This window comes from Algoriphagus oliviformis, assembly GCF_017254915.1.
Classification (GTDB): Bacteria; Bacteroidota; Bacteroidia; order Cytophagales; family Cyclobacteriaceae; genus Algoriphagus; species Algoriphagus oliviformis.
The window spans coordinates 522,865-541,715 of the sequence record NZ_JAFKCT010000002.1 but is presented as its reverse complement, the minus strand read 5'-3'; the positions used below and the strand labels follow the sequence as shown (position 1 = coordinate 541,715).

The 18,851-nt window shown below is 52.8% G+C and carries 19 protein-coding genes and 1 tRNA gene; 16 read left to right on the top strand and 4 right to left on the bottom strand.

Features of this window, described 5'->3' with window-relative positions; genetic code table 11:
- The first annotated feature begins 26 nt into the window (after nucleotides 1-26).
- The 7 genes from J0A68_RS23135 to J0A68_RS07835 all read left to right on the top strand — a co-directional run bounded on the left by J0A68_RS23135 (nucleotide 27) and on the right by J0A68_RS07835 (nucleotide 5,343).
- A complete protein-coding gene (locus tag J0A68_RS23135; protein WP_206577627.1) occupies nucleotides 27-191 on the top strand; it encodes a DUF6435 family protein in 165 nt (54 codons plus the stop codon).
- A complete protein-coding gene (locus tag J0A68_RS22800; protein WP_369075004.1) occupies nucleotides 143-250 on the top strand; it encodes a DUF6435 family protein in 108 nt (35 codons plus the stop codon). The genes J0A68_RS23135 and J0A68_RS22800 overlap by 49 nt, the downstream gene beginning before the upstream one ends.
- Before the next feature lie 30 nt (nucleotides 251-280).
- The gene (locus tag J0A68_RS07855; protein ID WP_206577626.1) at nucleotides 281-976 is read left to right on the top strand and encodes an SDR family NAD(P)-dependent oxidoreductase; all 696 of its coding nucleotides are present in this window, start codon (nucleotides 281-283) and stop codon (nucleotides 974-976) included.
- A gap of 128 nt (nucleotides 977-1,104) precedes the next feature.
- On the top strand, nucleotides 1,105-2,571 hold the full coding sequence (locus J0A68_RS07850) for an SLC13 family permease (protein ID WP_206577625.1): 1,467 nt from the start codon (nucleotides 1,105-1,107) through the stop codon (nucleotides 2,569-2,571).
- Nucleotides 2,572-3,054: 483 nt separating this feature from the next.
- Nucleotides 3,055-3,219, top strand: a complete 165-nt coding sequence (locus tag J0A68_RS07845) for a hypothetical protein (protein WP_206577624.1) — start codon at nucleotides 3,055-3,057, stop codon at nucleotides 3,217-3,219.
- 16 nt (nucleotides 3,220-3,235) lie between these two features.
- On the top strand, nucleotides 3,236-4,663 hold the full coding sequence (locus tag J0A68_RS07840) for a sensor histidine kinase (protein WP_206577623.1): 1,428 nt from the start codon (nucleotides 3,236-3,238) through the stop codon (nucleotides 4,661-4,663).
- Nucleotides 4,663-5,343 carry a LytR/AlgR family response regulator transcription factor gene (locus J0A68_RS07835; protein WP_206577622.1) on the top strand — a complete coding sequence of 227 codons (681 nt, stop codon included), beginning with the start codon at nucleotides 4,663-4,665 and terminating at the stop codon, nucleotides 5,341-5,343. The genes J0A68_RS07840 and J0A68_RS07835 overlap by 1 nt, the downstream gene beginning before the upstream one ends.
- 57 nt (nucleotides 5,344-5,400) lie before the next feature.
- Here the strand turns inward: J0A68_RS07835 and J0A68_RS07830 are convergent, their stop codons facing one another.
- Nucleotides 5,401-6,279, bottom strand: coding sequence for an AraC family transcriptional regulator (locus J0A68_RS07830; protein WP_206577621.1), 879 nt, complete (start codon nucleotides 6,277-6,279; stop codon nucleotides 5,401-5,403).
- Between the two features lie 133 nt (nucleotides 6,280-6,412).
- Between J0A68_RS07830 and J0A68_RS07825 the strand changes: the two genes are divergently transcribed.
- The 3 genes from J0A68_RS07825 to J0A68_RS07815 all read left to right on the top strand — a co-directional run bounded on the left by J0A68_RS07825 (nucleotide 6,413) and on the right by J0A68_RS07815 (nucleotide 11,988).
- On the top strand, nucleotides 6,413-9,913 hold the full coding sequence (locus tag J0A68_RS07825) for a PVC-type heme-binding CxxCH protein (protein WP_236021393.1): 3,501 nt from the start codon (nucleotides 6,413-6,415) through the stop codon (nucleotides 9,911-9,913).
- A gap of 2 nt (nucleotides 9,914-9,915) precedes the next feature.
- Nucleotides 9,916-10,776 (top strand): sugar phosphate isomerase/epimerase family protein, encoded by an 861-nt coding sequence (locus tag J0A68_RS07820; RefSeq protein ID WP_206577620.1) that lies wholly within the window; start codon nucleotides 9,916-9,918, stop codon nucleotides 10,774-10,776.
- Between the two features lie 99 nt (nucleotides 10,777-10,875).
- Nucleotides 10,876-11,988, top strand: coding sequence for a Gfo/Idh/MocA family oxidoreductase (locus tag J0A68_RS07815; protein WP_206577619.1), 1,113 nt, complete (start codon nucleotides 10,876-10,878; stop codon nucleotides 11,986-11,988).
- Between the two features lie 125 nt (nucleotides 11,989-12,113).
- On the opposite strand, the gene J0A68_RS07810 is transcribed toward J0A68_RS07815, so the two are convergent.
- From J0A68_RS07810 to J0A68_RS07800, 3 genes are all read right to left on the bottom strand, one after another.
- A complete protein-coding gene (locus J0A68_RS07810; protein ID WP_206577618.1) occupies nucleotides 12,114-12,488 on the bottom strand; it encodes a hypothetical protein in 375 nt (124 codons plus the stop codon).
- A 487-nt stretch (nucleotides 12,489-12,975) separates the two neighbouring features.
- A complete protein-coding gene (locus J0A68_RS07805; RefSeq protein ID WP_206577617.1) occupies nucleotides 12,976-13,275 on the bottom strand; it encodes a GIY-YIG nuclease family protein in 300 nt (99 codons plus the stop codon).
- 55 nt (nucleotides 13,276-13,330) lie between these two features.
- Nucleotides 13,331-13,403, bottom strand: a tRNA-Thr gene (locus tag J0A68_RS07800).
- A gap of 99 nt (nucleotides 13,404-13,502) precedes the next feature.
- Between J0A68_RS07800 and J0A68_RS07795 the strand changes: the two genes are divergently transcribed.
- From J0A68_RS07795 to J0A68_RS07770, 6 genes are all read left to right on the top strand, one after another.
- Complete coding sequence (locus tag J0A68_RS07795; RefSeq protein ID WP_206577616.1) at nucleotides 13,503-13,697, top strand: hypothetical protein; 195 nt, start codon at nucleotides 13,503-13,505, stop codon at nucleotides 13,695-13,697.
- Between the two features lie 116 nt (nucleotides 13,698-13,813).
- Nucleotides 13,814-15,382 carry a type I restriction-modification system subunit M gene (locus tag J0A68_RS07790; protein WP_206577615.1) on the top strand — a complete coding sequence of 523 codons (1,569 nt, stop codon included), beginning with the start codon at nucleotides 13,814-13,816 and terminating at the stop codon, nucleotides 15,380-15,382.
- Between the two features lie 2 nt (nucleotides 15,383-15,384).
- Nucleotides 15,385-16,671, top strand: coding sequence for a restriction endonuclease subunit S (locus J0A68_RS07785; protein WP_206577614.1), 1,287 nt, complete (start codon nucleotides 15,385-15,387; stop codon nucleotides 16,669-16,671).
- Between the two features lie 63 nt (nucleotides 16,672-16,734).
- Nucleotides 16,735-17,415, top strand: a complete 681-nt coding sequence (locus J0A68_RS07780) for a transposase (RefSeq protein ID WP_206577613.1) — start codon at nucleotides 16,735-16,737, stop codon at nucleotides 17,413-17,415.
- 373 nt (nucleotides 17,416-17,788) lie between these two features.
- The gene (locus tag J0A68_RS07775) at nucleotides 17,789-18,016 is read left to right on the top strand and encodes a helix-turn-helix domain-containing protein (RefSeq protein WP_206577612.1); all 228 of its coding nucleotides are present in this window, start codon (nucleotides 17,789-17,791) and stop codon (nucleotides 18,014-18,016) included.
- A gap of 92 nt (nucleotides 18,017-18,108) precedes the next feature.
- A complete protein-coding gene (locus J0A68_RS07770; RefSeq protein ID WP_206577611.1) occupies nucleotides 18,109-18,339 on the top strand; it encodes a hypothetical protein in 231 nt (76 codons plus the stop codon).
- Nucleotides 18,340-18,851 lie beyond the last annotated feature (512 nt).

The window sequence follows — 18,851 nt, the reverse complement described above, 5'->3', positions numbered from 1 at the left end:
TTCTGGGTTGATCTAAGAAAAACCATATGTTTTCCTTTTTCAAAAAAGATCCACTTAAAAATCTTGAAACCAAACGAAGGAAACTGCTCGAAGAAGCGATGCAAATCCAGCGGTCGGGCGACTGCTCGAAGAAGCGATGCAAATCCAGCGGTCGGGCGACCTCAGGCTCTATGCTGCCAAAATGGAAGTGATAGACCAGCTCGAGAAAGAAATCCAAGAGCTGCGCGGAGCTGATGCAAAGGGAGGATGAACAAATCGGCAGGTGGCTAGTTTTCCGACCATGGCAAACATCCTGATAATCGGCTCATCCTCGGGGATAGGCCTATCCCTCTCCAAAAGTCTGATCGCTGGCGGTCACCGTGTCTTTGGGACTTTTCTAAAGACCGAGATTACTCACCAAGGATTTGAAAAAATCCAACAACTAGACGTGCTCGGCGACGCGCTGGATTTGAGTTTTGTTCCGGATGTATTGGACGGAGTAGCCTATTGCCCGGGTGCGATACTACTCAAACCTTTTTCGAGGATCAAGCCGGCAGATTTTAGTGCAGACTACCAGCTCCAGTTCCTAGGCGCGGTCAAGGTACTCCAAGCCTGTCTGCCAAAGCTCAAGAATTCCCAAAGTCCTTCCATCGTGCTTTTTTCCACGGTGGCCGCACAGACGGGATTTAATTTTCACTCACTTGTCTCATCGTCCAAAGGTGCGGTAGAAGGGTTGACCAGAGCTTTGGCGGCAGAATTTGCCCCAAAGATCCGGGTAAATTGCATTGCCCCATCTATCGTCGACACACCGCTGGCGGGTTCTCTGCTTGGCAGTGAGGAAAAGAAAGAGGCTAACGCCCAGCGCCATCCATTAAAAAAAATAGGGAACTCAGAAGACATCGCCAATATGGCCGAGTTCTTACTGAGTGAAAAATCATCTTGGATCACTGGTCAAGTGCTGCACGCTGATGGTGGGATATCAAGGCTGAAAGTCTAGATGATAAAAATCGATATACTGTTTTATAATTTATATTATGTTAAATAAAAAATCAAATCCTCCCTTTTCCCGTTCTTTTTCTATCTTCCCTTTCTGAATTCTTTTGACCACCACGCCTCCCGCTTTTGATGAACAATTGGCTTCCCCGACTGGGATTGTACCTTGGCCCGCTGGCTTTTCTGGCGATCATCTTTCTCCTCGACTCACCGGGCCTCAATCCCGAAGCACAAGCCATGCTCGCGCTCACCGCCTGGATGGCGATCTGGTGGATCACTGAAGCGCTGCCTATTGCCGGTACGGCGCTCTTGCCACTGATCCTGATGCCGACGATGGGACTGCTCAAGATTAGCGATGTGTCGGCCAACTACATGCATCCCACGGTCATGCTCTACATGGGCGGCTTCCTCCTGGCCACTGCCATCGAGAAATGGGATTTGCACCGCCGCATCGCACTTAACATAATAAACTTATTAGGTACCAACCTCCGCACGGTCGTTTTGGGCTTTATCCTTGCCACGGGGTTTCTCTCGATGTGGATTTCCAATTCCGCCACCGCCCTGATGATGCTGCCCATCGGACTGGCCGTCGTCACCCAGTTCAAAAGCCAACTGGGTAAATCCAACGAAATCCTAGCCGATAGTTTGGGCAAAAATATCATGCTCGGCATCGCCTACTCCGCCTCCATCGGTGGCATGGCGACCCTCATCGGCACGCCGACCAACGCGATTCTTTCCGCTGTGGTCAAGGAGCTCTATGACTACGAAATCGCCTTCAACGAGTGGATGCTTTTCGGATTTCCTTTCGCGCTTATCTTGCTGATAATCTGCTGGTACTACCTGGTCAGCTTTGGTAATAAGTTACCCAAATCCTTCCAACTGGACGATGCCGAGTCGGTGATCTCCACCCAGTTGAAATCACTGGGAAAGATCAGTTTTGAGGAAAAGTCCGTGCTGCTCATTTTCGGCCTGGTTTGCTTTTGTTGGATCACGCGCAGCTTCCTTTTGGCGCCGTTCATCCCTGGGCTGGATGACACTATCATCGTACTGGCTGGCGTGGTGCTGCTCCTGATCCTTCCCTCTTCCCAGCCTGGCAAGCGTATCCTGGACTGGAAGACCGCCGAACGCATTCCCTGGGGCGTTTTGATCCTGTTTGGGGGCGGTTTGGCCTTGGCCGAGGGCTTCCAGAGCACCGGACTTGCCGAGTGGATTGGGCAAAAGTTCACCCTTTTGGAGGGGGTCAGCTTCTTTATCTTGCTGCTGGTCATCATCGCCTCGGTCAATTTCCTCACAGAGGTCACTTCCAATGTGGCTACGGCATCGATGCTGCTGCCGATTTTGGCTTCCGTGGCGATCAAGTTGGACTTGCATCCCTTCGGGCTGATGGTCGGCGCCACCCTGGCGGCGAGTTGTGCTTTTATGCTTCCTGTGGCCACTCCGCCCAATGCCGTGGTCTTTGGCTCCGGCTACCTGCAGATGAAGGACATGGTGAAGGCGGGGCTGTGGCTGAATCTCCTCTCCGTCCTGATCATCGCGCTGATGGTGTATTTTGTCCTGCCCTGGCTCTGGGGGATTGAGTTGGAAAAGTATCCTTTTTAATAGGTCGGATGTCCAGTCTCCGATGTCAGAGGAGGAGTATCGACCCATTTGCGATGTATCGAGGGTATTTTTTGCCCAGAGTTCGACCACCTTCGGGGTCGCGGGAAAGTGGCGTATGGACTGGCTTCCCACCGGTTTCACCGGTGGTTATTCAAAAGTTTGACCCCTGTCGGGGTCGCAGTGAAGTGTCAGTCCGAGCTTCCCTCTTCCCAACTTCCCAACCTCCTACTCCCGACTGCCTACCAGATAACCCTTCGACTTCGCTCAGGGTGACACTCCCTTCGACCTCGGGACTCTCGTCGCTCAGGTGCCCAGGGTGACATTCCTCCCTTTTTCCAAACTTCTCACTTCCTAGCCTCCCACCTCCCCACTTCCACCCCTCAAATCCCCGCTTTCGTCACATTTTTTTGATCCCGCTGGGCGGGGGCGGTAATGTTGGTAAAATTTTCAACCCGAAAACTAAACCAACTCTCCCCAGTCCCCATGGATGCAAGCCAAAGCAGAAAGCATGACAGACGCAAGGCCTTTTACCTCATCATCGCCGCCGCGCTGCTGTACAACCTGTTCCTGTGGTTTGCCTCCAAGGAGGACGATGCCACCCCAACCCCAGCCAAAAATGAACTCACCTCACACAGCCTCCATGAATAGTCTTTACCTTTCGCCCATGAAATCCCAAAGCCTCGATTTCCGACAAATCGAATGGTGGATCGTCACCACCGCCTTTCTGGCCATCATCCTGTTCAACCTGTTCGGATTCAACCCGGGCTTTTACGAAACCTCCGCCCACGAAATCTTCCGCTATGTCTCCCGATTGGCTATTCCGCTGGTCCTGTACATAGCCTTCCATCTGGTACACATGGTCCTGATCCCCAAGTACCAGCGGGAGCAAAAAGCGGCGCTGCCCATCATTTTCACCGTTTTGATCGGTGCGGCGTCGCTGATTATCTGCGCCATTTTGGCCTACCAGTCTGAGTTGGTCAGGGCGCCTTTTCCCAGCTTTTACCTCGGCGTGGTGGGCATTTACGCCTGCTACCTGATCGGGGCCTACATCCTGGAGCAGGCGCTGACACCGCCTCGCCTGCGCGACTTCCAGATCTACAACATCGTCCGACTGGCCGTAGCCTACCTTTTTTGCATCCTCTTTTTGATCCAGGTCATGCGCATCACCAATCCGGGACCACTGATCATCTTCGGGATGGTGGTGCCTGGGCTTATCCTGTTAGGACTGTATCATTACTATTTTATCTATCAAAACAAGCTGGCGGGCAAGATCAAGCGGGCAAGATGGTTTAACTGGGGACTGATGGCAGTGATCCTCTTCGTGTTTTTCCTGATCGCTGTAGATGCGTATCGCGGTGAGGAAATCTTCTTTCTCGGCGGTCTACCGACCGTAGCCTTTTTGCAGGTAGTGCTTTTCCCCTTGGCTACGCTGATTTTCAAAAAGATAGACTCCTACGTCGGAAAGATCTCCACGCTGACCAACCAGGTGGACCACGGCAACGCCAGCATGGACTTCCTACGCTCCCAGATCAATCCGCACTTCCTCTTCAACGCCCTGAATACGCTCTATGCCAGCTCTCTGATCGAAAATGCGGACAAAACCGCCGACGGGATCCAGAAGTTGGGCGACATGATGCGTTTCATGCTCCACGAAAACCAACTCCCACGCATCCCCCTTTCACGGGAGATTGACTACCTGCGAAACTACCTGGACCTGCAGATGCTGCGCTTTGGCTCCCAGAGCAACCTCGAGCTGGACATACAGATCCAGGACGGAGCCTGCCAGGGCGATATTGCGCCCATGCTGCTGATACCTTTTGTGGAAAATGCCTTCAAACACGGCATCTCCGCCAAGGAAAAATCCTGGATACGGCTAAATTTGAGATGCATATCCGGCTCGGTCCACCTGGACCTGGTTAATAGTGTGCATCCCGAAAAGCCGGTGGCGGAAAAATCCCGTGAGGAGTCCGGAATCGGTCTGGAAAACGTGAAGAGCCGCCTCGGCCTGCTCTATCCGGACAGACACCAGCTCAGCATCATTTCCAACGACTCGGATTTCTTTGTCCACCTATCCGTACAAATCCACTCCTGATGATCAAGGCTATTGCCATCGACGACGAATCTTTTGCTCTGGAAGTGATCAAATCGCACGCTTCCAGAGTGCCTTTTTTGGCCCTCGAAGCGACCTATACCGATGCGATTTTGGGCTTGGAATACCTGAAGTCAAACGCCGTTGACTTGGTGTTTCTGGACATCAACATGCCGGACATCTCGGGGATAGACATGGCTGCGCTGATTCCAAAGGAGACGCTGGTCGTCTTTACCACGGCCTATTCGGACTACGCGGTGAAGGGCTTCGAACTCAATGCGCTGGACTATCTGCTCAAGCCGTTTAACCTCAGCCGCTTTTTGAAAGCCTGCCAGAAAGCCCAGGAATGGATGGAACTCCAGCCCAAAAACGAGTCCGCCTCTTTGTTTGTGAAAACCTCCGAGGGGCAAGTTCGCGTGGATTTTTCAGACCTCTACTACTGCGAGGCCCAAGGCAACTACGTGAACTTCCAGCTGGAAAGGGAAAAAATCATCAGCCGCATGACCCTCTCCGAGACGGAGAAGCTCCTGCCCTCCCACTTTGTCCGTACGCATCGCTCCTTTCTCGCCAACAAAAACCTGGTGAACAAGGCCGAAAGGCACCAATTGCACCTTGGGGGACACCGCGTGCCGATCAGCTCTTCCTACCTCGATGAGGTCATGGAGAAGCTGAAAGATCAGTGATCCGTCCCAGTCGCCAGCTTACAGTCCAATGCCTACTTTTGATCGTCTTCAGCTGGGCTAAGCCGAAAACGTATTCAAGAACTCCCGTCGGTATTCGACGGGAGTTTTTTTGATCCGCTCCTTGAAGAGCTTGTTGAAGTTGGAAAGCGTGAAAAAACCGCATTCATAGGAGATTTCGCTGATGTTCAGATCCGTCTCGTGGAGTAGCTTGCAGGCATGGGAGATCCGGACCTCGGTGACAAAATCGGTGAAGGACTTGTTCATCCTCGACTTGAAAAAGCGGCTGAAGGACGACACCGATAGGTTGGACAGCTGGGCGGCCTCCTCCAGACTGACCTTGCCTTGGTAGTTGTGCATCACGTATTCATAGACCTGGCCCATACGGTCCTTTTCAGACTCCTTGTTGGTATTGATGTAGGCGGCGTCGGCGATGAGCTTGCAGTCGTTGGACTCGGCGATGGTCTGTAGGATCTTCAGCAGCTGCACGATGCTTTTGACTCCCCTGATCTCCAGGAGATCCACCATCATCTGCCGTACGAGTAGGTTGGTCTTGCCCTTGATCTCGATTCCGCGCACGGACTTTTTCAGCATGCCGGAGATCGTCTCAAACTCCTCCAGCTGGAAGACGGAGTTGTTGAGGAAATTGTCCGGGAAATAGATCACCACCCCGTGGGTTTCCATGCGGTTTTCCGGAATGTGGTAGGCCTTGTCGTTTTTCCAGAGATGCGGCAGATCCGGACCGGTCAGCACCATGTCGCCTTCCTTGAAGTTTTGCATGTGGTCGCCGATGAAGCGCGTCCCCCTCCCCTTGAGCACCACAAAAAGCTGATACTCAGAATGAAAATGCCAGTTCACATCGAAATAAGGGGCGATCAACTCTCTGATTTCAAAGGCTTTACCCTCTGGTATCCGGGATTTTTGGAAAGGCGTCTTCACTGCTTTTTGCTCTTTTTTTGGGTTTTGAAAATACAAATTGGCAAAAAACAGTCACAAATTAGGGGAATACAGTAAGAAATTCTTCCACTAAATAAGGAATATTAGGATCGAAAAAAATCCGCTAACCCAAAGCATGACCAATTTAAAAATGCCGGGAAGATATGGTCTTCCCCTACTCTATGCCCTCGTATTCTTATTCTCCTGCGGCAAAAAAGACTCCTACCTCTCCATGACAGAACCCCGACGGGTAGAAATCCTCGTCTTGGGACACGACAGCGAGCATCACAATTCGGAGAAGTTGATGATGTATCTGGGGACTCCGCTCTTCCAAAAAGGCATCAACCTCACCTACACCTCTGACCCCAACGACCTCAACGAGTCGGTGCTGTACAACTACGACGGTCTGATGATCTATGCCAATCACGACTCCATCAGCTCCAGCCAAGAGGCCGCGCTGAAGGACTACGTACAGAGTGGCAAAGCCCTGATTCCCATCCACAGCGCCTCTTGGTGCTTCAGAAACTCGGATTGGTTTGTAAGCGCAGTCGGTGGGCAGTTTAGCACCCATGGTACTGGCCGCTTCACCGCGGACATCATCGATGCCGAGCACCCGGCGATGGAGGGCATCGAGGAGTTTGAGACTTGGGACGAGACCTACGTCCACTCCCACGTCAATCCCGACATGCACGTGCTCATGGAGCGCGTAGAGGGCGACCACAAGGAACCCTACACCTGGACCCGTGAGGAAGGCAAAGGACGCGTATTCTACACCGCCTATGGCCACAACGAGGAAACCTGGAAGCAGCCGGAGTTTCAGGAACTGGTCGCCAATGGCATTCTCTGGGCAGTGGGAGACAAAGTCAACGAACTGTTGGCGGCCTACGACATCCCTGTGACCCAATTCCAAGACGCGGAGATTCCCAACTACGAAAAGCGGGATCCGGCTCCACGATTCCAGCTACCGCTTTCTCCTGAGGAGAGCATGAAGCTGGTGCAGGTACCGGTAGGCTTTGAAATGGAGCTCTTCGCCAGCGAGCCGATGATCATCAACCCCATCGCCATGGCCTGGGACGAAAGAGGAAGGCTCTTTGTGATCGAGACCGTGGATTATCCCAACGAGATCAGAAAAGAAGGCGGCGACGACAAGATCAAGATCTTGGAAGACACCGACGGAGACGGCAAAGCCGACAAGGTGACCGTTTTTGCCGAAAACCTGAATATCCCGACCTCCATCATGGCGGTCAATGGAGGCATGCTCATTTCCATGGCGCCTGACTTTGTGTTCCTCAAAGACACCGATGGCGACGACGTAGCAGATGTGCGCGAAGTGGTCATGACCGGTTGGGGTAAAAGCGACACCCACGCCGGACCTTCCAACCTGAAATACGGTTTTGACAACAAAATCTGGGGAGTCCTTGGCTATTCCGGATTTAGAGGTGAAGTCAGTGGCGTTTCCCATTCCTTTGGGCAGGGCGTCTATCGTTTTGAGCCAAGCGGCGAAAACCTGGAATACCTAGGAAACACCTCCAACAATACTTGGGGCTTGGGCTTCACGGAGGACTTCGAGACCTTCATCTCCACAGCCAACGGACAGCACAGCGTTTACTTTTCCATGCCAAACAAGTATCTGAAGCGCCCGATCTTCCAAGGGTCCGCCAATACCGTGCATGGTATCGACTCGCACTACGACATGCCCCACATCACGCCTTTCTTGCGACAGGTGGACTGGTTTGGCAGCTATACCGCGGCAGCGGGACACAACTTCTACACCGCGAGAAGCTTTCCCAAAAACTACTGGAACCGCATCGCCTTCGTGGCTGAGCCTACCGGCCGAGTGCTCCACAATGCCATCATCAACACCGATGGATCGGGCTTCAAGGAGAAAAACGGATTCAACATCCTCGCCAGCTCTGACGAGTGGTTTTCTCCCGTCCATGCCGAAGTCGGACCGGATGGAGCGCTTTGGGTAGCGGATTGGTACAACTTCATCATCCAGCACAACCCGACTCCAAGAGGCTTCGAAAACGGGGAAGGCAATGCCTACATCAACCCCCTTCGCGACGCCAAGCACGGCCGTATCTACCGCATTAGCCATAAGGGAGGCAAGGACTCCAAAGTCTTTGACCTCAAAGATGCCGACGGAGACGAGCTCCTAGAAGCACTGAAGAGTGAAAACATGTTCTGGAGACTTACCGCCCAGCGCCTGATCGTGGAAAAGCAGGACAAGTCAGTACTCTCCGGCCTTTATCAAATCATCGGAAACCAGTCCGTGGACGAAATCGGCCTCAACGGCCCAGCCGTCAATGCACTGTGGGCTTTGCAGGGCTTGGGCGAGCTCGGCGGTGAAAATGCCGAAGCGATGCAGGCCGTGGAAAAAGCACTTTCCCACCCTTCTGCCGCCGTTCGCAAAAATGCTCTGCGCGTACTGCCAAGAACCGAGTCTTCGCTAAACGCTGTTTTGGCTTCCAATATCATCAACGATACAGACCTACACACCCGCAAGGAAGCTTTCTTGGCGCTTTCGGACATGCCGTTCTCCGAAGATGCGGCTAAGAAGCTGGTGGATGCCGCCAAAGCCGAGGAAAACGGCAAAGACGCTTACCTGCCCCAGTCCATCTTCGCGGCAGTCTTGGCCCATCCTACAGAGTTTGCCAAGCTGGACAACACCGCCGCCCTGCAGGCCAACTCGGATACCGAGGTTTCCCTGACAGACCGCATCAGCCGCAGTCTGGTGGCCGAGCAGTATCCGCTCGACCAGCGCAACACCATCCTTTTCCCGCCTGATGTGGCTGGCAAGGAGATTTCCATCCGCATGATGATCTCCAAGGCCAACGATCCCCTCGAAGGCGTGCTCGTCGCACAAGGCAACAACACCAATGGCTATAGCCTCTACATTTACAAGGACGCACTCTATTTTGCGGTAGCGCAGGATGAAAAACTGACTCTGCTCAAGTCGAAAAAGGCACTTCCTGAGGAGCAGTTTACCATCGACGCTTCCCTGGTAGAGGATGGCAGCCTAAGCCTGAAAATCAACGGCGAAGAAGTGGACAAGGGGAAAACCAAAGGGCTTTTCACCGCTCCCCTGACGCCGACCAGAGTCCGTGTGGGACAAAATGACGGCCGAAACGTGGTCGGAAAATATGAGGGGACCTGGTGGTTTGGAGGCCGACTGAGCAACAAGTCAACTCTGGCGCTGAAAAAACCGGGCGCGGCCATCGATCTTTTGGGTGAGTCTTCCCAAGCCGTCGCAGCCAACGGTACGACTGTGATCAAACTGGCGGTGACTCCCCATGAAATGAAGTTCAACAAAGCCACCTTCACCGTCAAGGCCGGCTCACAAGTGACCATAGACTTCGAAAACCCGGACTTCATGCAGCACAACCTGGTCATCGGCCAAAAAGGCTCCATGGAAACCATTGGTCTCGCGGCAGACGAACTGGCCAGAGATCCCAAGGGTGCAGAGCAAAACTACGTACCGAAGATCCCTCAGGTGATCGCCGCGACCAAGCTGGTCGATCCGGAAGGACGCGAATCGCTGGTCTTTGTGGCACCTACCGAGCCGGGTGAGTATCCTTTCATCTGTACCGTGCCAGGCCACTGGAGAATCATGAACGGAATCATGAAAGTAGAATAGGCATGGCGTTAGACGTGAAATTTGCGGTAAGTACCTGGCTTTGGACTTCGCCATTCAACAAAGAAACGACGGCTCTCTTCCCCAAAATCAAAAGCTACGGCTACGATGCCGTGGAGATTCCGGTGGAAGACCCCGCCTTGATAGATATCGATTGGGTAAAGAAAGCACTTGCGGATAACGGGCTCAGTCCCGTTATCTGCGGAGCTTTCGGACCAAGCCGAGACCTGACAAACGAGGATCCCTCCTATCACCAGACTTGTTTTGACTACCTGGATGCCTGCTTCGAGATCGCCTCGGAGCTTGGGGCTAAATTTGTGGCAGGACCGATGTATTCCGCTGTGGGCAAAGCCCGCTTGGTATCTCCCGAGCAAAAAAAGGTGGAGTGGAACCGTGCGGTGACCAATCTCCGGAAGGTCTGCCACACAGCTGGGAAGCACGGCCTGGAAATCGCCATCGAGACGCTCAATCGCTTTGAAACCGACCTGATCAATACGGCGGCCGAACTCAAGCAGCTGATCACCGACATCAACGAACCCCAAGCCAAGGCCATTCTCGACGGCTTCCACATGAACATCGAGGAGCCCAGCATCGAAGACGCGATCAAGGCCGTTGGCGACAAGCTCATCCACGTGCAGGTCTCCGAAAACTACCGCGGCACTCCCGGCACAGGCCAGACCAACTGGGCGGCATGGAAGCGTGGCTTGGAGGCAGTCAACTACTCCGGCTACGTCTCCATCGAGAGCTTTACCCCGGAGATCAAGGAGCTCGCCGGAGCGGTCTGCATCTGGAAGCCTTTGGTGCCTTCCCAAGATGGCTTCGCCAAAGAGGGCCTGGAATTCCTGCGTAAATGGGCGGCGGAGTAGACGCTAGTATCAAGAAATTGCAATTCAACATCGGTCATCCGACATCGGACATCAATACACCTTAGACCCTTTTTTTAACCGAAAAAATCGACATTAATCATGAGTAAAAAACCAATCAACATCGCCATCATCGGACTCGGATTTGGCGCTGAATTTATCCCGATCTACCAAAAGCATCCCCTGGCCAACATGTATGCAATCTGCCAGCGGAACAAGGAAAAAGCCGAGGAGATCGGCAAAGCCTTTGGCATCGAGAAAGTCTATACCGACTACGACGAGCTGCTGAAAGACCCCAACGTAGACGCTGTCCATATCAACACCCCTATCCAGAACCACGCCGAGCAGTCCATCAAAGCTCTGAAAGCGGGCAAGCATGTCGCCTGCACGGTGCCTATGGCGACTTCCGTCGAGGAATGCCGCCAGATCGTCAAGCTGACCGAAGAGACCGGCCTGACCTATATGATGATGGAGACGGTGGTGTACAGCCGCGAATTCCTTTTTGTCAAGGAAATGTACCAGAAGGGCGAGCTGGGCAAAATCCAGTTTCTCCGTGCGTCCCACCAGCAGGAGATGGCTGGCTGGCCGGGCTACTGGGAAGGCCTCCCTCCCATGCACTACGCGACGCACTGCGTGGGGCCGGTTTTGGCTTTGCCAAAAGGACAGGCTGAGTACGTGTCCTGCCTCGGTTCGGGACGGATTGACGAAAACCTGATTCCAAAGTACGGTTCGCCTTTTGCCATCGAGACCTGCCACATCAAGTTCAAAGACTCCGACTTGGCGGCCGAGGTGACCCGCTCCCTTTTCAACACCGCCCGCCAGTATCGCGAAAGCTTTGACGTGTACGGCTCCAAAAAGTCCTTTGAGTGGACGCTCATCGAGCACGAGGACTCGGTGATCCATACCGGCGAGACGCCTGAGCGGGTGAAGATCCCGGACTATGCCCATCTGCTTCCTGCGGAGATTGCCTCCTTTACCACCCAAGGCGTGTATGATTCGGATGACAACCAGCACCTGTCCTTCATCCAAGGCTCCGGCCACGGTGGCTCACACCCCCACCTGGTCAATGAATTTCTCAATGCACTTTCCGAAGAAAGAGCTCCTTATCCCGATGCCCGCGAGTCGGCCAACATCACCTGTGTGGGGATCTTGGCCCACGAGTCGGCCATGGAAGGCGGAAAGATCAAGCATCTGCCGGATTTCACGATCAAGTAAACTACCCCTTAATCCATACAAAAAGGCAGCCTTTCGGGCTGCCTTTTTGCATTCGTAATTGGTTCTGCTTGGATTAGTTGCTTAGTACGGGCTGCTTACTGCCGACCGTTCACTGCTCACCGGCCTTACTTCACCCGCTTGGCCTCGGCGGTAAACATCCCCATCAAGCTTCCCGTGGAGAAGTCCTCGTCGACCTTTTTGAGGTCCAGCGTGACATCATAGCCGGAGATGTTGAAGGCTGCGTTGAGCACGTCGCCTGTCACGGCCACGGAGCTCATTTTGGACTCGGTCTCGGCTCCTGCTTCCTTGAAGTAGCCGGTAGTCTTGCCGTCTGCAGTCTCAAACCGCATGGGGATCACCGCATCTCCCTGAGGCGTTTCTTTGATCAATACCTCCCATTTTCCGTCAAAATAGGTGGCGCGGGCTGCCACCTCAGGAGAGCTCATCGAAGTCCCGAAAAGCGTAAGCAGCAGCGCAAAGCTGGTAAGAAGTAGTTTCATCTGATTTGGGTTTTGGTTTTGTGTCAAAAAATGTAGTGATTTTTCTCCATCAAAGCTGGCACTTGACAAAAATATAGTTCCCCGCATTGGGCTATAGCGGAGTGACAAACATCGAATTCTTCCTTTTCAGGCTCTCCAATAGCTATGCTTGAAAAATACTCCTCCCCAACTTTTGAAACTGATCTCGTTGTCCCGCAGGGCGACTTTGGTCACCTTGAAAAATCCCACAGCCCCTCGGGCAACAGCAAACTGAGGTAATCCTTTTCTTTCAAAGAAAACCTTTCTAACCAAATCCCCCAACTTTTAGGACTGATCCGAATTCTTCCTTTTCAGGCTCTCCAACATCTATGCTTGAAAAATACGGTCCCCCAGATATTCGGACTGATCCAAACTATCCCAGCAAGGAAAATAAAAAAACCACCCATTTCTGGGTGGTTTTTCGGAGCCCCTTGCCGGGATCGTCCCGATGGCTATCGCGGACAGCGGCCTACTGAGGATTTTGGTATTTCTCCAGCAAGCGTAAACCAATGCTTTCGTGTCGAATCACATCCTCTATGTATTTTCTGGATTTGTTTTTCTTGATATGGGATTCTATCCTAAGGGCCTGGCTTCGGCTTCGACATGTTAGAGCGTATTTCAACTCCCAGTCAGAGGCGATTTTGGTAAAGGAATGCGTGAAGAAATGTGAGTTGTGCATGGATAGTCGCTCTCCGAGGTCTTCGGTTTGGCCGATGTAATACCTATCGGTCGATTTCGAATAGATGATGTAGACGAAGAAGCTCCCCATGTGGTATCAATGAAAAAAAACAAAAAAAGGGAAACATTTCTGTTTCCCTATTCGGAGCCCCTTGCCGGGATCGAACCAGCGACCTACTGATTACAAGTCAGTTGCTCTACCAGCTGAGCTAAAGAGGCTTACCTTTATCGTGGTGCAAATATAGACTTTCGGGTGCTTCACTCCAAGTCGGACTTTCAAGAATTTTGCTTTCCAATCCTATCTCCCAGAGTGTGAGCGTGAAAAATTCAGAACTCCTTCAGGATGTTCAGCTTCTTTTTCAGCTTGTCTATCTCTTCTTCCGCCTTCTGGATTTTGATGTCAAACTGGTCCTTGAGCTTGTCGGCGGTTTTGCAGGCGGAGAACTAGTGCATGCTTTGCCAGATCCTGACGATCAACACTTTGTTTGCAGTCGAGAGCTGGCACATCTGTGAATCTGGCCTTTCCCCTCAGCTGAGGGTTTCTTTTTTCCTCCCCACCCCTTTCCCTTTCCACCGAAAAACCTATTTTTAGCGACCCAAAACCTTTTTCGAAAAAGTACCCCACCCCCATGTCCGAAGACCAAAAACGCCAACTGGAGTCCCAGCTCTGGGGCATCGCAAACCTGCTCCGCGGCAAAATCTCCGCCGACGACTACCGCGACTACATCCTGGGCTTCATCTTCTACAAGTATCTCAGCGAAAAGCAGCACCTATATGCCAACTCCCTCCTGGAGACCGAGTCTGTCAATGACTATACCGACCTCCGGGATCCCGACCTGATCGAGGCTATCCGGGAGGAGTCTCTGGAGAAGCTGGGCTACTTCCTCCTGCCCGGCGAGCTCTTTGACACCATCGCCGCACGGGGCAACGCGGCTACTGAATCTGAGTCAAACTACATCCTGGAAGACCTCAAGGCCATTCTGAACCATATCGAGCAGTCCACCATGGGCACCGAGTCCGAGGACGACTTCACGGCCCTCTTCGAAGACCTGGATCTGAACTCCACCAAGATCGGTCGGACGGTGGCCGCCAGAAACACGGTGATCGCCCAGATCCTCGGCTACCTGGCCAAGATCGACTTCCGACTGGACGACATCGAGTCCGACGTGCTGGGCGATGCCTACGAGTACCTCATCGGCAAGTTTGCCGCGGGGGCTGGGAAATCCGCGGGGGAATTCTACACCCCGCAGCAGGTGTCCAAGATCCTCGCCAAGCTGGTGACCACGGGCAAGTCCCGCCTCAAGTCCGTCTATGACCCCACCTGCGGCTCGGGTTCCCTCCTGCTCCGCGTGGCCAAGGAGGCCGAGGTGACGGAGTTCTACGGGCAGGAGCTCAACCGCACCACGTACAACCTCGCCCGGATGAACATGATCCTGCACGACGTGCACTACCGGGACTTTAGCATACGGCAGGAGGACACCCTGGAGCATCCCCAGCATACGGAGCTGCGCTTCGAGGCCATCGTGGCCAATCCGCCCTTCTCCGCACACTGGCGGGGCGATGCCAACCCGCTCTTCGAATCTGACGAGCGCTTTGCCCGCTACGGCAGACTGGCGCCCAAGACCAAGGCCGACTTCGCCTTTCTCCAGCACATGCTCTTCCAGCTCAGCGACAGCGGCATCATGGCCTCCGTCTTCCCCCACGGGGTACTCTTCCGCGGGGCGGCCGAGGGAGCCATACGCGAGTACCTCATCCGGGATATGAACGCGATCGACGCGGTGATCGGCCTTCCGGCCAACATCTTCTACGGCACTTCCATCCCCACCTGCATCCTGGTGCTGAAGAAGTGCCGCGAGCAGGACGACTCCGTGGTCTTCATCGATGCCAGCGGGGACAATCACTTCATCAAAGTGGGCAACCAAAACGAACTCCGGGACGAAGACGTGCAGCTGATCGTGGACACCTACCGCAAGCGGGAAAGCATCGAGAAGTACAGCTATGTGGCCACCCTGGCCGAGATCGCCGAAAACGACTACAACCTCAACATCCCCCGCTATGTGGACACCTTCGAGGCCGAGGAGGAGATCAACCTGGAGCAAGTCGCCGAGGAGCTCAGAAGCCTGGACTCCGAGCTGAAGTCCAGCGAAGTATCCCTGATCGGCTTCTGCAAGCAACTCGGAATCCCAAGCCCGTTTTGATCATGGGCGAAAAAAGAAACGTGCCGAAGCTGAGGTTTCCGGGGTTTGGACAGGACTGGCAAGAAAAGAGCCTCGGGCAACTCCTAGAGTTCAAAAACGGCTTCAACGCATCCAAAGAAAGCTATGGTTCGGGAGAAAAATTCATCAACGTACTAGACATCATTCAAAACGACTTTATCACTCATGATAAGATCATCGGGTCTGTACAGCTTTCTCTAAGCGAGTTTGAAAAATACAAAGTGGAATATGGAGACATCCTATTCCAGCGAAGCTCTGAAACTCGTGAGGAAGTGGGGCAGGCAAATGTCTATTTGGATAAGCAAAGGCCCTCAACTTTCGGAGGTTTTGTAATTAGGGGGAAAAAGGTTGGCGAGTATGAGCCCTTTTTCTTGAACAGTTTACTAAAAACTCCAAGCGCACGAAATGAAATCACTTCAAAAAGCGGAGGGAGCACAAGATATAATGTAGGTCAAGAGACGCTGTCAAGAGTGTCCGTTTTGCTCCCCTCCCTCCCCGAGCAGGAGAAGATCGCCGGGTTTCTGACGGCGGTGGACAGGCGGATCGAGCTGCTGCAGGCCAAGCGCGCCAAGCTGGAGGCCTACAAGAAGGGCGTGATGCAGGGCATATTCTCCCAGAAAATCCGCTTCCGTGCCGACGACGGGTCAGCCTTCCCGGACTGGGAGGAGAAGAAGCTGGGGGAGGTTTATGAATTCCGCACTACAAACTCTTTTTCAAGAGACAAGATGAACGAGGAAAGCGGGGAGTTCAGGAATATCCACTACGGAGACATCCACATCAAACTTCCTTCCCTTGTGGATTTGGAGAAAGTAGCCCTGCCCTTTGTCAACGAGGACGTTGAGATTCGAAAGACCTTTGCCGACAACCTGGTGGAGGCCGGAGACCTGATCATTGCAGACGCATCTGAAGACTACAACGACATCGGAAAGACTATCGAAGTGGTCAACACAGAAGGTCAACGTGTACTGGCGGGACTTCACACGCTTCACGCAAAACCGTCAAGCGGATCAATGGCCTTGGGATTTGGAGGATATCTGATGAAATCGCAAGCTGTCAGAAACCAGGTCAAAAAGATCGCCCAAGGCACGAAAGTCCTCAGCATCTCAGTTCCCAGGATGTCAGAATTGGATCTGCACCTCCCAGTTCCAGCAGAGCAAGCCAAGATTGTCCAGTTTCTGACAAGCTTGGACTCGATCCTTGAAACCCTAAACAAGCAGATCACCCAGACGCAGGAGTGGAAGAAGGGGCTGCTGCAGGGGATGTTTGTGTAGTGTTCTGATTTTCAAATGGAAATAGCGACATTGGGATACTCTTTTTGATCCCAGCTATTTTGCATGAAATACCAAGACAAATGCCGTATCGAATCCCACCGGAGACCAGGCTGGGATTATTCCTCGGACGGGGCGTATTTCATCACCTTCGTGACCCAGCACCGGATCTGCAACCTGGGCAGGATCTACCCACCGAATCGGATGTGGCTATCCGATTTTGGGAAAATCGTGGAAACGGAATGGCTCCGCTCCTTTGATATCCGCCGGGAATTGACCTGCGATGAATACATCATCATGCCCAATCACCTGCACGCCATCATCCTGATCAATCAATCGGCATCGCACATGGGATCGGATTCGGGATCTGGATCGGAATCCGGATCAAAATCCGGATCCGTACAGACGCACGGCCGTGCGTCTCTGCGATCGCCATCGCCATCGGCATCCCAATTGCCATCTGCATCGAACCCCAATTCCAATATCCCAATCCCACGCCATCGCCCCATCCGCCTGCCCCGATCGATTTCCTCCTTTTTGGCTGGATTCAAATCCGCCGTAAATTCCCGAATCGACGACTATATCGACCAACATCACCTGAAAATGCCCAAATACAACCACTACAACCATTTTTTCCAGCCCAACTACCACGACCACATCATTCGCGACCAAGGGGAATACCAGCGAATCAAGGCCTATATCCGCAACAATCCCGGCAAATGGCACGAGGACATATTTGGGAAATAGCGGATTGAGAGAATCACTTCAACCCATCATTTTTGGTAGAAGAGAAAATTGAGGGAATGTGCCCCATTGGATGAAATCCCGGTGCTATCCCAAAAACCTGTAGAGATGCTCCAATACATTCGGAAAAACCTGATGGAAACGTTGCTATCTCGAAACGAATTCGGCATCTTCACAGCGACAGTACACGCCACGCTACCACTCCCGATTTCCATCGGGGCAGCGTCCCAGGGCGTGTCTTTTGCTTTTTAGGGAGAGGTATTGTAAACGCGGTTTGTTTAGGTCACCGCAAAGCAAATCCCGTCGGTTTATATGCCTACGTTTTGATTTGGCCAACGCGGATCTTAACTTCCCCCCAGGCTATACATTCAAAACCATGTACCAAGAACTGACTACCGCCGAAGCCGCGGATCTCCTGAAGGTCTCCCCCTCCCATCTGGAAAAGTTGCTGGATACAGGTCAAATTCCCTTTCAGGAAGCCGGGACACAACGCATACTCCTACCGGAGCATGTGCAGCGCTATGACCAAAACCTGCGGGAGACACGAAGAAAGAGCTTGGAGCAGCTCGCCCAAGAGGCACAAGACATGGGTTTGGGATACTGATAGGTCCAGTTCGTCGATAGGACGGCTGAAGGAACTTTGAAACCTCCCTGCCGTTAGCTACCTTAACCATTCTGACAAACAGGATTAACATCATGCCCGCGGTCGAACTAAAAACACAACTCATCCGGCTCGTAGAAGAGATCCAGGAAGAAGATCTCCTCGAAACACTGGTCAGGTTCCTCTCTCAGAGAAACACGCCAGCAGGTGTCCTGTGGGATGATCTGAGCGAATCGCAAAAACAGGAAGTGCTGGATGCCTATGAGGAGTCCGAAAAAGAGGAAAACCTCGTAGAAAAGACAAGACTTTTTCGGCACCTGAAGTGAAGGTAGTCGTCACCAAGACTGCACTCAAAAAATTCCACAAAACAGTCGACTACCTGGAGGAGGAATGAGGTGAAGCCGTGGCTGTTCAGTTTGAAAAACGCACGAAGAATTTTTTGGATCTTGTGGCGGACTTTCCGGATATCGGCCCAGAAGTAAACGCGAAAAGTCGATCAGAGCCTTCCAGTTGACAAAGCAGACCAGAGTCTACTACCGAATAAAGGCCGACAGCATTTTGATCATCACCTTTTTTGACGTTCGCCAAAGCCCGACTAGGCTGAAATACTAGGGTAAATCGAGATCCGCTGGAGACCTTGCATCGCGTCAACTAATTTTGCATCTTAGCCACAACAGAACCTGAGTGGCATACCGTCCCGATAGTGACCGGGAGATCTGCTCTCGGGTCTTTTTTTGAAAAAACTTTGACAGTCGCAGAACTCTTCTTCAAAAAAGAAGACGTTGATTCGGGTTCAACGTCGAAGACCTTTGTGGGCACCAAACCGAAGGTAAAGAGC